Origin of the sequence: Janthinobacterium sp. 61 (assembly GCF_002846335.1) — a bacterium.
Classification (GTDB): Bacteria; Pseudomonadota; Gammaproteobacteria; order Burkholderiales; family Burkholderiaceae_D; genus Janthinobacterium.
Window position 1 is genome coordinate 735,821 of record NZ_PJMQ01000001.1, and the last position, 12,354, is coordinate 748,174.

Annotated in this window: 13 protein-coding genes; 8 read left to right on the forward strand and 5 right to left on the reverse strand. The window is 63.4% G+C overall.

From position 1 onward, the window contains the following. The first annotated feature begins 70 nt into the window (after window positions 1-70). A complete protein-coding gene (locus CLU92_RS27320) occupies window positions 71-310 on the forward strand; it encodes a hypothetical protein (RefSeq protein ID WP_143452521.1) in 240 nt (79 codons plus the stop codon). Between the two features lie 9 nt (window positions 311-319). Beyond that, complete coding sequence (locus tag CLU92_RS03440) at window positions 320-1,168, forward strand: hypothetical protein (protein WP_143452522.1); 849 nt, start codon at window positions 320-322, stop codon at window positions 1,166-1,168. Window positions 1,169-1,171: 3 nt separating this feature from the next. Here CLU92_RS03440 and CLU92_RS03445 read toward each other — a convergent pair whose 3' ends face one another. From CLU92_RS03445 to CLU92_RS03460, 4 genes are all read right to left on the reverse strand, one after another. Beyond that, a complete protein-coding gene (locus CLU92_RS03445) occupies window positions 1,172-1,570 on the reverse strand; it encodes a bacteriohemerythrin (RefSeq protein WP_101480738.1) in 399 nt (132 codons plus the stop codon). Between the two features lie 249 nt (window positions 1,571-1,819). After that, the gene (locus tag CLU92_RS27665) at window positions 1,820-1,975 is read right to left on the reverse strand and encodes a hypothetical protein (protein WP_160309290.1); all 156 of its coding nucleotides are present in this window, start codon (window positions 1,973-1,975) and stop codon (window positions 1,820-1,822) included. A 151-nt stretch (window positions 1,976-2,126) separates the two neighbouring features. Then, window positions 2,127-2,312 (reverse strand): hypothetical protein, encoded by a 186-nt coding sequence (locus tag CLU92_RS03455; RefSeq protein WP_101480739.1) that lies wholly within the window; start codon window positions 2,310-2,312, stop codon window positions 2,127-2,129. A gap of 127 nt (window positions 2,313-2,439) precedes the next feature. Then, window positions 2,440-4,977 carry a sulfite reductase flavoprotein subunit alpha gene (locus CLU92_RS03460; protein ID WP_101484468.1) on the reverse strand — a complete coding sequence of 846 codons (2,538 nt, stop codon included), beginning with the start codon at window positions 4,975-4,977 and terminating at the stop codon, window positions 2,440-2,442. 244 nt (window positions 4,978-5,221) lie between these two features. On the opposite strand from CLU92_RS03460, the gene CLU92_RS03465 reads away from it, so the two are divergent. From CLU92_RS03465 to CLU92_RS03475, 3 genes are all read left to right on the forward strand, one after another. Continuing rightward, the gene (locus tag CLU92_RS03465) at window positions 5,222-6,322 is read left to right on the forward strand and encodes a branched-chain amino acid aminotransferase (RefSeq protein WP_101480740.1); all 1,101 of its coding nucleotides are present in this window, start codon (window positions 5,222-5,224) and stop codon (window positions 6,320-6,322) included. A 197-nt stretch (window positions 6,323-6,519) separates the two neighbouring features. Next, window positions 6,520-7,236, forward strand: a complete 717-nt coding sequence (locus tag CLU92_RS03470; RefSeq protein ID WP_101480741.1) for a ribonuclease — start codon at window positions 6,520-6,522, stop codon at window positions 7,234-7,236. 102 nt (window positions 7,237-7,338) lie between these two features. Continuing rightward, the gene (locus tag CLU92_RS03475; protein WP_101480742.1) at window positions 7,339-8,751 is read left to right on the forward strand and encodes an MFS transporter; all 1,413 of its coding nucleotides are present in this window, start codon (window positions 7,339-7,341) and stop codon (window positions 8,749-8,751) included. 10 nt (window positions 8,752-8,761) lie between these two features. On the opposite strand, the gene CLU92_RS03480 is transcribed toward CLU92_RS03475, so the two are convergent. Next, entirely contained in the window at window positions 8,762-10,396 is a 1,635-nt protein-coding gene (locus CLU92_RS03480; protein WP_101480743.1) for an acyl-CoA synthetase, read from the reverse strand. Window positions 10,397-10,523: 127 nt separating this feature from the next. Between CLU92_RS03480 and CLU92_RS03485 the strand changes: the two genes are divergently transcribed. The 3 genes from CLU92_RS03485 to CLU92_RS03495 all read left to right on the forward strand — a co-directional run bounded on the left by CLU92_RS03485 (window position 10,524) and on the right by CLU92_RS03495 (window position 12,315). Further along, window positions 10,524-11,225 carry a Crp/Fnr family transcriptional regulator gene (locus CLU92_RS03485; protein ID WP_101480744.1) on the forward strand — a complete coding sequence of 234 codons (702 nt, stop codon included), beginning with the start codon at window positions 10,524-10,526 and terminating at the stop codon, window positions 11,223-11,225. Between the two features lie 62 nt (window positions 11,226-11,287). Then, window positions 11,288-11,911 (forward strand): hypothetical protein, encoded by a 624-nt coding sequence (locus tag CLU92_RS03490; protein WP_101480745.1) that lies wholly within the window; start codon window positions 11,288-11,290, stop codon window positions 11,909-11,911. Window positions 11,912-11,931: 20 nt separating this feature from the next. Continuing rightward, window positions 11,932-12,315, forward strand: a complete 384-nt coding sequence (locus CLU92_RS03495) for a DUF2946 domain-containing protein (RefSeq protein WP_257560963.1) — start codon at window positions 11,932-11,934, stop codon at window positions 12,313-12,315. Window positions 12,316-12,354 lie beyond the last annotated feature (39 nt).

The window sequence follows — 12,354 nt, forward strand, 5'->3', positions numbered from 1 at the left end:
TTTTCCTGGCATATTTTTAGTCGTGTTTTCCTATCTCGTCTGGCGAAGTGCGCAGTAGCTGGGGGATGGCATGACGCTGGCCCGTGGTCTGGCTTGGATAGCAGTTCCACCGCAAGGCCCGGCGCGAACGGGTGGTGGAAAAGAGGGGCGCGCGATTTCCGTCGCATTGCGAATAGGAATCATTATCAATATAGATGATATTTGCTACATAATCAAGCGAACGCACCAAAAGAGTGCAGGCAGGCCAGAAGCGGCGCATTGGCTGGCCTTCTGCGATAATGCGGGGCTGATAAAATATTTTCCTTATTGAAAGAAATGCATGCGTACATGGATCGCTTGTGCCGGATGGTTGTGTGTCGTGTCGCTGGGCCAGGCCCAGGAGCACGCGCCGCCGCCAGCTGTTCCCGCGCCGCTGCAGAGCGCCAGCATGCCGCCCGCCATTGATGCCGTGCCTGCCACATCTGCTGCGCCGACGCTGCCGACGGTGCCGGCGCCCGCAGAAGACGCATTGCCCTCGCAAACGGTGACGATCACGGCCAACAGCGACGCCAAGGCGCCGCGCATCCGTTTCACGGCGTACCGCGAGAGTTATCTGACGGCCAGGAAAGTGTGGCAAGTGTCGAGCGGCAGTGTGGTCATGGCCCTGCGCCTGATTCCGGCCAAGCTGAGCGCCACCATCGACGATGTGCGCGTGGCCCTGCAAGGCAATGGCGCCCCTGTGCCGATCAAGGTGTCCGACGGCGGCGTGTTTGTCGTGCCGCTCAATGAGGACATTGCCGCGCAGGATGGCACGTTCCTGGTGAACAAGGGCAGGGGCGAACTGACGGCAAATATCGTGCTGCAGCCGTCCGTGGCGCGCGATGCGTGGAATGTCACGCGCGTGGGGCAAGTCTTGCGCGACGCGCGGCGCGCCGTGCGGGCCATCACGCCGTGGTACAAGCGGCCGTTCGCCAGCGATGTGCAAGCGCTGGCGTTTTGCGCGGCCGAGCGGGGCAGCGCCTTGCAGTTGATGGATGGTGAACAGCTGATCGCTACCTTGCCCATGCACGAGCCGGCCGTCAACGATATCAACCAGCCCGTGTTTTGCAAGATTTTCGACGGCGAAGACAAATACCCGGGACACTACCGCGTGGTCTTGCCCGAGCAAGCCACGGTGCTGCTGCTGTAGTGTCTAGTTCGGCTGGCGCTGCACCAGCTCCAGGGCCGCCGCCAGGGCCAGGTCCATGGTGGCTTGATGAAAGATCAGCCATTGCGGCAAGAGCGATAGCGCATGGCGCCCCTGTTCCAGGTCGCCTTCATCGACGGCGGCCCACGCATGGTGCAAGCCGCTGAGCACGCGCGCATGTTGTTCGCGGTGGTTGGCCAGCGAGGGAAAGGCGATTTGCTCCATCAAATCCTCTTCCTCGCGGAAATCGCGTTCGACGGCCGCAATCAGGTCGCGAAACGCCATGCTGAAATGCTGGTCGCTCAACTGCCCCAGCCGCGCAAGTTCTTGAAACAGCGCCTCATGCGCTTCGTCAATGGCGGGAACGCCCAGCGCCATCTCATCCTTCCAACCCGATATACCCATGCCGATGCTCCCGGTTAAGTCCGTCGCGATGTGGAGCGGACTGTTCCAGTGTGGGCGCAGCGAAGGTGGAAATCCATGATCTGGATCAAAAGTATGGCGAAGTGGAGAAAGTGTGGGCTACTGATCAATTTAAACAAAAAGTGGGGAACAAATTCCCACGTGCTACAAGGCGCTTTTGGAACGTGCATGCCACTAGCGAGCGCCGCTGAAAAACGCCGTCAGCAGCGCTTTCTCAGGCGCGCGTATTACTTAGTGCTTGGGCCAGTGGGCCCACAGGGCCTGCGCATCGACATTCGGCACCTGCAATTGCTGCCCGGCCGACAACTGCATGGTATCCCTCAACACGAGGGGGGCGAGCATCAAGGCCGACAGGGCAAGGCAGGCCAGCACTTTAAGCGTCAACATGGTCGTCTCCCGGTGTCCCGGTGGCGGCGCGGGGATGCGGCGCCTGCCGGTCACTTCCTTATGTACTACCATGCTTGCAGTTTAGTTCATCTGATTGTAATTTCAACTTATTGCTGTGATGCACCGCACCAGTTCGCCTATTGCCAGGGTCTTATTTTGCCTTGCGGCGGCGCCGCGGCTTGCCTGTTGGCGGAAGAAAGGAATCGAACCACACCTGCGTCAACTGCTGCGTATTTTTCGCCGCTTCACGCTTGACGGCGGCCGTGGCATGGCCGCGTGCCGTGCTGGCGATGCGGTTAGCGGCGCTCAGGTACATGCTCATCCAGGGGTTCTTCATGGCTAGTCTCGCAGAAAGTGGGTGGGGCGGCGCTTGTGCCGCGATGTCCCCACTCTAATCCGATGGCTGGCGCTGACTGTGCGCCCGCCCACATAGCCGGGCGGCGCCGGCAATGTGCTGAGGCAGATCAATACACGTCGCGGCGGTAGCGTCCGGCCGCCAGCAGGGCGTCGAGACCTTCCTGGCCCAGCACTTCTTGCAGTACAGCATCGATGCCAGCCGCCATGCCTTGCAGGCTGCCGCACACGTAGACGATGGCGCCTTGCGCAAGCCAGTCACGCAGTTCATCCGCGCAGGCGCGCAGGCGGTCCTGCACATATTCACGTTTGCCACCTTCCTTGCCATCGCGCGAAAAGACGCGGTCCAGGCGTGCCAGGTGGCCAGTGTCGAGCCAGCCTTGCAACTCTTCGCCGCAGACGCTGTCAAAAGCTTGCTGGCGCTCGCCGAACAGCAGCCAGTTGCGTGCCAGCCCCGCCCGCCGGCGTGCGCGCAGGTGCGCCCGCAGGCCCGCCAGGCCGGAACCGTTGCCAATATAGATGCAGGGCACGTCGACCAGGGCGGGCGCGAAGGCGGGATTGGCTTGCAGGCGCAGGCGGATGGTGGCGCCCGGCGGCGCGAAGCGCGTGAGCCAACCGGAACAGAGGCCAAAGCCCTGGTTGTCAATGCCCGCATGGCGTTCCTGGCGCACCAGCAACTGCAGTTCGCCATCCGATGGCAGCGAAGCGAGCGAATAGCTGCGCGGCGCATATTGTGCAAAATGTGCGTCGCCCTCGCTGCCGTCCGCGTTGCACCCGATGATTTCGGCCAGCGCACCCGCTTCCCAGGTGGCTTCGGCCGGGCCTGTCAAGGTAATTTCATGCAGTTCGCCGCCCAGGCTGCCCGGGTTGAGCAGCACGCGGCGCAGCAAACGCCACTCGTCATATGACGCGTCTTCCTGCACGCCGATGGCGTCGATGGCGCTGCCGCTGCAGCGGGCCAGCGCGTGCGACCAGTCGGCCAGCGCGTTCGCGTCGTGTTTGTCGACTTCGATCAGGGGGAACAATGGCGTTGCGCCCAGCGTTTGCAACTGTTGCGCCAGCGCATGGCCAAAGCCGCAGAAGGCGCTGTAATGGCGGTCGCCCAGGGCCAGCACACCCACTTGCAAGCCGGCCAGCGGCGTGCCCGATGTTTGCTGCAACAGGCGCGCGAAGCGGCGCGTGCCGTCCGGCGCCTCGCCTTCGCCAAAGGTGCTGGCGACGATCAGGGCCCGTTCGTACTGGCGCAATTGTGCTGGATCAAAGCGGTCCAGCGATTGCACGTCGACGGCCACGCCCGCCTGTTGCAGGGCGCGCGCGCTTTCCAGCGCCAGGCGCTCGGCCTGGCCCGACTGGCTGGCGTAGGCCACCAGGGTGGCCAATCCAGTATTTTTCTTGCCCGTCGCGCCGGCGCCCAGCATGGCCCGCTGCGCCTGCACAGCCCGTTTTGCCTTGCGGCGGCCCAGGTACAGCATCCAGCCTGTGATGGCGAACAGGGGCAGGCCCAGGCTGGCCACGGTGACGATGATGCGCCCCGGCAAGCCGAAATACGTGCCCATGTGCAGCGGATAAATGATGTTGACGAGGCGCGCTCCCAGCGCCTGCTGGCTGTACGGGTCGTTTTCCGTGACCGTGCCATCGGCCGGCAGAATACTCATGCGGCTGCGCGCCCGCTCGTGCGGTGCATCGCTGGCCAGCCACGTGAATTGCACGGCTTCTCCGGAACGGGTGGGCAGGCGCACCGTAGCCAGGGTCCAGCCGGGGGCGTGCTGCTGGAAGCTGCTCCAGGCCAGGCCGATGTCGACGGCGGGCGATAGCTCCTTGGGCGCGCCTTTCTTGCCTGGTGCTTGCGCCACCCGTGGGGGCTTGCCTGCCCAGGCGTCGATGTTGTCGCGCACCACGTCATAGCTCCAGTAAATGCCCGTCAGGGTCAGTGCCACGTAGACGAGCAGGCACCAGGTGCCGGCCACGGCGTGCAAGTTCCACAGGAAGGAGCGGCCTTTCAAGGCCGGGTCGACGGTCAGCCAGGTGCGCCAGTCCAGCGGGCGGCGCGGCCAGCGCAGGTACAGGCCGGACAGCGCCAGGCCCAGCAGGCACAGCGCCAGCGCGCCCGCCACTTGCCGGCCCGGATCGCGGGGCAGCAGCAGCCAGCGGTGCAATGACTCCGTCCACTCGAAAAAGCCCACGCCCGCCAGTGCCGGCCGGGTGGCGCCCGTGTACGGATGTACATAGATGGACTCGCCACGCCGCTGGCCATTCTTCGGCATGAAGAACAGGCGCGGCGCGGCGCCTGCCTGCGCATACACGGTGATGGACGCCACGCGCTGGCCATGTTCGGCTGCGGCAATGCTGCTCAGCTGGGCGGGCGTCAGCGGCGCGCGGGTTTCCACGGCCACATGGCGCACGCCGGGATTCATGACATCGAGCAATTCCTCCTTGAAGGCCAGGGTGGCCCCGCTCAGGCCGATGATCACCAGCACCGTGCCGGCCGTGATGCCGATGAACCAGTGCAGTTGAAACCAGACCTGCTTCCAGCTCCAGTGCCAGCGCCTTTGTTGCGGCGCGGCGGCAAGCGGGCGCTGCTGGCGGGTATCCGAAGCAGCGTCAGCGCTGGCGCGCAACTGGGGTTGTGGAAGGGTGGAGGTCGTCATGGCGGCTTTCGATAGCGCTGCCATGCGGGGCGTCAGGCATGGCAGGGAAGAAGGAAGGCTGACATATTAACGCAAACGAGAATCATTCGCAAATGATGGTGTGCGTTTTCGCGGGGCGGGGCCGTCGTCTTGCCCATCCTCCTGCCCATCCCTGTCTGGCCATCCTCCTGGCCATTCTCGTTTGCCTGATCGGGCGCCAGAGGCGCTACAATAGGGATACTGTTCACTAGTTACCATTGCTGCCATGACCACTTCCACACCGAATCTCGTCGTCACTCCATCCGCCCACCCCTTGTCCGATGCCGAGCGCGCCGCGCGCATGGTCAGTCCCGCCTTCGGCCGCATCTTCACGGACCACATGGTGGTAATTCCTTACCGTGACGGCAAGTGGCAGCAGGGCGAACTGAAGGCTTACGGCCCGCTGATGCTGGACCCGTCCGCCTCGTCCCTGCATTATGGCCAGGCCATTTTCGAAGGCTATAAAGCGTTTGCCCAGCCCGATGGCAGCATCAAGACTTTCCGTCCAGAGCAAAATGCCGCGCGTTTCAACCGCAGCGCCGCGCGCCTGGCCATGCCGGCCATCCCTGTCGAGCTGTTCCTGGAAGCGGGCGACGCGCTCATTTCCCAGGATCGCAACTGGGTGCCGAAGAACACGGGCGAGAGCCTGTACATGCGTCCGCTGATGATCGCCACCGATCCTTACCTGGGCGTGCGTCCATCGGAAGAATACCTGTTCGTGCTGTTCGCCTCGCCGGCCGGCGCCTATTTCCCGAAAGGCGTGAAGCCCGTCACCGTGTGGATCAGCGAAGACTTCGTGCGCGCCGCGCCGGGCGGCACCGGTGAAGCCAAGTGTGCAGGCAACTACGCGGCCAGCCTGATGGCCCAGTCGCAAGCACAAGAGAAGGGCTGCGACCAGGTCGTGTGGCTGGACGCCGTGCACCGTGAATTCATCGAAGAAATGGGCGGCATGAATTTGTTCTTCGTCTACAAGGATGGCGAGAAAATCACCGTCGTGACGCCGGAACTGACGGGCACCTTGCTGCCAGGCATTACTCGCCGCAGCCTGCTGGAAATGGCCAAAGACCTCGGCTATGCCACGGAAGAGCGTAAATTGTCCGTCCAGCAATGGCGCGACGACATCGCCTCGGGCCGCATGACGGAAGTGTTCGCCTGCGGCACGGCTGCCGTCATCACGCCCGTGGGCGTGGCCAAGGCCAATGGCTTTGAAATGACCATCAACAACAATGAAAACGGCGCCGTCACCCTGGCCCTGCGCGAAGCGCTGCTGGGCTTGCAGCATGGCACGGCTCCTGATACGCATGGCTGGATGCACACCGTTTGCTAGTAGATGTCACCTGACCAAACCTACTGCGCGTCGCGCTTTGCGGCCGGCGATGCTCACCGTACTAGAGTACGGTTGCGCTTCTCGGCCACAAATTACTGACGCTCGCTACGGTTTTGTCAGGTGTCGTGACTGATGTTGTTCGTTTTGACTCCGCCGGCACTTTGTTGCCGGCGTTTTTATATCTTGAAGGAAATACGATGAAAATTCGCTCTGTCTTGCCCGCGCTGGCCGCCATTTTCCTCAGCCTGTCGGCCGGTGCCGTCCACGCGGCCGATGCCACCTGCGCCATTCCCCGCAACGTCAGCTACGTCGATTACGACGTCAAGCCGTCGGACGAGAAAAACACCTGCTACAAGCAAAGCACAAACGTGCCCACGGATTCCTTCATCCTGGCGCTGTCGTGGTCGCCCGGTTTTTGCGACAGCCAGCGCCGCCGAGGCGAAGTGTCGAAAAAAGCCGCCTTCCAGTGCGCCGAGAGCAACCACTTCGGCTGGATCGTGCATGGCTTGTGGGCGCAGTCGGCCAATCCGGCCACCTGCGAGGATATTTCCGTGACGCCGCCGCGCAAGACGGAGCTGCATCCGCGTTACTGCAAGGGCAATCTGCCGAAGCTGGCGCCGTCCGAGATCTTGCCCTACATGTGCATGCAGCCCGGTGAAGCCTTGCTGCAGGGCGAATGGGAGAAGCATGGCGCCTGCGATTTCGCTACGGCCAAGGAATATTTCGAGAAAGAACGTGAATTGTTCCAGGCTTTGAAATTGCCGGACAGCACCATGCCAAAGAATGAGCTGTTCCAGTGGATGAAGCAGCACAACCCGCAACTGAAGGGCCGCTGGCTGGGCTATGAAAAGCACTCGGGCGAGTTGCGCATCTGTTATTCGAAAGACTACAAGGTCATCGACTGCCAGAAGTGATGCGGGGGAATCGGCGGGCCTGCCCGGCAGAGTCCATCCATCCATGCTAGTGTCTTGCCTGCGGCGAGTTGCCGCGCACGCTAGGCATGACGAACAGGCAACATGATGAAGCAGAAAAACGGGGCGCAGCCCTTCCTCGTGGGCGAGGACGGCTTGCCGCCCGATGCCCGGTTATGGGCCATGCTGGCGCTGGCCATTGGCGTGGGCATGGCCTCGCTCGATACGGCGATCGCCAACACGGCCTTGCCGGCCATCGCCAGCGAGCTGCACGCGACGCCGGCCGCTTCCGTCTGGATCGTGAATGTGTACCAGCTGGCCATGGTGGCGACCCTGCTGCCGTTTTCCGCCCTGGGCGAGATCGCTGGCTACCGCCGCGTGTTTATCTCCGGCATGTTTTTATTTACCCTGGCATCGCTCGCTTGCGCACTGGCCTGGTCCTTGCCGTCGCTGGTGGTAGCAAGGTTTTTTCAAGGCGTCGGCGCCAGCGCCATGATGAGCGTCAATACGGCGCTGCTGCGCGCCCTGTACCCTAAACATTTGCTGGGCCGCGCGTTCGGCAACAATGCGCTGGTGGTGGCTGTCGCGTTCGCCATCGGGCCCACGGCCGCCTCGCTGATCCTGGCGACGGCGTCGTGGCCGTGGCTGTTCGCCATCAATGTGCCGTTGGGCGTGATCGGCTTCTTCCTCGCCAGCCGCATGCTGCCGGCGACAAAACTCTCAGGGCACACGCTCGATGCGCGTACGGCGCTGTACAACGTGGGCGCCTTCGGCTTGCTGATTTTGCTGTTTGGCGATGCCGCCCATCACGCGTCCAGCGCCGTCCTGCTGCCGGAACTGGTGGCCGTGGCCGTGTTCTTTGTCTTGCTGCTGCGCCGCCAGGCGGGGCACGTGGCGCCCATGCTGCCCATCGACCTGTTTCGCCGCCCCCTGTTCCTGCTGTCATCGCTGACGGCCATCTGCACGTTTGCCGCGCAAGGACTGGCCTTCGTCTCGCTGCCATTCTATTTTGAAGTGACACTGGGCCGCTCACCCGTCGAGACGGGTTTTTTGATGACGCCTTGGGCCGTGCTGGTAGCCGTGATGGCGCCCGTGGCCGGGCGTTTGAGCGACCGTTATTCACCGGGCGTGCTGGGCGGCATCGGCCTTGCTGCGCTGGCCGGCGGCTTGCTGACATTGGTGTGGATACCGGCCCATCCGAGCGCTTTTGACATCGGCTGGCGCATGGCCTTGTGCGGCATCGGTTTCGGCTTTTTCCAGGCGCCCAATTTGAAAGCCATCATGGGCAGCGCGCCGCCCGAACGGGCTGGCGGCGCCAGCGGCGTGGTAGCCACGTCGCGCCTGATCGGACAGGCCACGGGCGCGGCGCTGGTCGCGTATTGTTTTACTGTTTCCGCCGCCAAGGGCACGACCTATGCGCTGTGCCTGGCGGCAGGATTCGCCGCCGTGGCCAGCATCGCCAGCTTTTCGCGCCTGGTGGTGGCGCAGCCGGCATGGCCGCAAGGCAGGCGCGACTGACGGGGTTGGGTCAGATGTCGATGGCCTTGTCTGACTGCATGCGCTTGCGCAACTCGAACTTCTGGATCTTGCCCGTCGAGGTGCGGGGCAGGGGGCCAAAATAAATGGCCTTCGGCACCTTGAAACCGGCCAGGTTGTTCTTGCAAAAGGCGATCAATTCCGCTTCCGTCACGGTGCCGCCTTCGCGCAGTTCGACGAAGGCGCATGGCGTCTCGCCCCATTTCTCGTCCGGCTGGGCGATGACTGCGGCGGCCAGCACTTGCGGGTGGTGGTACAGCGCATCTTCCACTTCCACGCTGGAAATATTCTCGCCTCCGGAAATGATAATGTCCTTGCTGCGGTCCTTCAGCTTGATATAGCCGTCCGGATACATGACGCCCAGATCGCCCGTGTGGAACCAGCCACCGGCGAATGCTTCCTGCGTCGCCCTTTCATTCTTCAGGTAACCCTTCATGCAGATGTTGCCTCGGAACATGATCTCGCCGATCTGCTCGCCGTCGGCCGCCACGTGCTGCATGGTTTCCGGGTCAATCACGGCGACCGCGCTTTGCAAATGGTAGCGCACGCCCTGGCGCGACTTTAATACCGCCCGCTCTTCCTGGCTCAAAGCCGCCCATTCGTCCTGCTCGGCGCAGATGGCGGCCGGGCCATATACTTCCGTCAAGCCATACGAGTGGATCAGATCAAAGCCCATGGCTTCGATCTTTGCCACCATGGCCGCTGGCGGCGGCGCGCCGGCCACCATGCCGCGTACTGACCAGTCGATTCCTTCGCGCCAGTTGGCGGGCGCGTTGGCCAGGGCTGCGTGCACGATGGGCGCCGCGCAATAGTGGGTGATGCGCAATTCGCGCATCAGGTCGAACACCAGTTTCGGCTCGAACTTGCGCAGGCACACGTTGACGCCGGCGCGCGCGGCGATCGTCCACGGGAAGCACCAGCCATTGCAGTGGAACATGGGCAAGGTCCACAGGTAGACGGCATGCTTGGGCATGTCCCACTCTAATATGTTCGACAGGGCATTCAGGGCCGCGCCCCGGTGATGGTAGACCACACCTTTGGGGTCGCCCGTGGTGCCGGACGTGTAGTTGAGGGCGATGGCATCCCACTCATCTGCTGGCGGCTGCCAGTCGTAATCGGGGTCGCCGCTGGCCAGCAAGCTTTCGTAGTCGAGGTCGGAAAAAGCCTCCACTTCCGGTCCCAGCACGTCATTGACCTGGATCACGCGCAGACCCGGGATCTGCGCCGCCATCTGGCGCGCCAGCTCGGCAAACTCCGTGTCGGCCAGCAAGACTTTCGCCTGGCCGTGGCGCAGCATGAAGGTCAAGGAGGCCAGGTCGAGGCGGATATTCAGGGCGTTGAGGACGGCGCCGGCCATGGGCACGCCAAAGCTCGCTTCCACCATGGCGGGCGTGTTCGGCAGCATCACGGCTACCGTGTCGCCCGTGCCCACGCCCAGCTTGATGAGGCCGGAGGCCAGGCGGCGCGTGCGCGCGTACGTTGTGCGCCAGGTCTGGCGCACGGCGCCATGTGCAATTGCCAGGCGATTGCCATATACTGCGGCTGCCCTGGCGATATAGTCGAGCGGGGTGAGGGCGGCGTAGTTGGCGCTGTTTTTGCCGAGGCCGGTGTTGAAATCAGGTGTCATGCTTGTCTCCTGGTAAATAATATTGGCACTGGAATTCTGTAGCTCCCTGTTTCGGGATTGATACCGGCCAGCATAGCACCGGCACTTGGAAATCACTGTCATCTTAGTGACAGGTCTGAAAGATGGAATGGATAGCAACGATAGTGTAGACCGTGCGGTGCCAGAACTCGATAGCCACGATTGGTTCAAGGCCCTCGATACGCGGCATCAGGCTCTGTTGCGCGCCGGCAGCGTGCTCCGGCATTACGAGGCGGGCGCCTTCATCACGCGGCGCGGCGAACCGTCGGCGCACTGGATAGGCGTGCACACGGGTTTGATCAAGCTGGCCGTCTACAACGCCGATGGGCGCGGCGCCACGTTTTCCGGCGTGCCGGCGGGCGGCTGGTGCGGCGAGGGCAGCGTGCTCAAGCGCGAACTGCGCCGCTATGACGTGGTGGCCGTGCGCGCCGCGAACATCATCCTGGTGCCGGTGGAGCTGTTTCATCTGCTGCTGGCCGAAAGCCTGTCGTTCAATGCCTTCGTCATCCGCCAGCTGAACGAACGCATGGGCCAATTCATCGCCACCATCCAGAACCAGCGCCTGCTGGCCGTCGACGCGCAAGTGGCGCAAGCGATCGCGCAGCTGTTCCACCCCATGCTATACCCGCGCACCTCCAGCGTGCTTGAGCTGTCGCAGGAAGAAATCGGTTTGCTGACCGGCATTTCGCGCCAGAGGGTGAACCTGGCCCTGGGCCGTCTTGCCGAATTGAAGCTGATCAGCATTGCCTACCAATCCATCCGCGTGGTGGACCTGGACGGCTTGCGCCGCTACGGCGTGGCGTCGCTGTGATGACAGACTGCTTGCGCGATGTGTGGCATGCTGATGGCTTGTTCACCAGATTGACCTGACGCATGGCCCTCGTTTCCGATCATCCCTTGCACTTGCTGGGCTTGCGCTTTCCGCTCAGGCTGCGCGTGACCGTGCGCCAGGGTTTTGTAACCTTGCACAATGAAATCACCACCAAAAAGCTGGGCAGCGGCGACAGCTTTGTCGTGCCCGCTTTCTTGCGCTTTGCCTGCGACGTGATGCCGGGGCGAGGCAAGCCGGCCGTGTTCACCCTGGCGCTGGAAGGCGACGCGCCGGAAGGCAGCCACGGCGGCGGCAAGCGCTGGAGCCAGGCGCTGGCGCAGCACATCTTTGATACACCGCAAGGCAAATGGACGGCGGCGCGTCTGGCGGCCCTGTGGCAAGTGACGCCGCACAAGGCCAGGGCGCGCCTGTTTGCCGAGGGCGAGGCATTGCTCAGCCTGGTGCGCGAACAGCGCCTGGCGCACGCGCTGCATACGGCGGCGCAAGCGGGCGCCGATGGCGAAGGCGGCGAGCGCGATCTGGCGCAAGTGGCGGCCGGTTCCGGTTTCGCCTCGATCCCCGCGTTTTGCGACGCCTGCGTGGACGTGGCGGGCGTGCGCCCCAGCCTGTTCCTGCGGGGACAGGCGGGCGCGCTTGCGCAACGCGAAAGCCATACTCCGCTATAATCGGCGGCATGGGATCTTTATTGAAGCGCAAACAATGGCATCTGTGGTTCGCCTGCCTGGCGATACTGCTCAATGCGCTGTCGCCGTCCCTGTCATATGCGTTTGCCTCGCTGCACGCGAACACGAACAATGCCGCCGTCGAGATTTGCTCAGCCAGTGGCGCCGTCTACACACAAGCGGACCTGGCGCCAGCCGTCAAATCCACCACCGATTCCGTACTGCACTACATCGAGCACTGCCCGTTCTGCATGAGCCATGCGGGTAGTGTGGGCCTGCCGCCGTCATCATCGCCGCTGGCCGTCATCACGGGCCATGACCACTATCCGCCCCTGTTCTACCAGGCGCCCCGGCCCCAGTTTGCGTGGCTGGGCGCCCGCCCGCGCGGCCCGCCCGCGCTGGCCTGAGCATCGCTGTTCTGCCTGCCGCACTGCGGCAGGGCATCT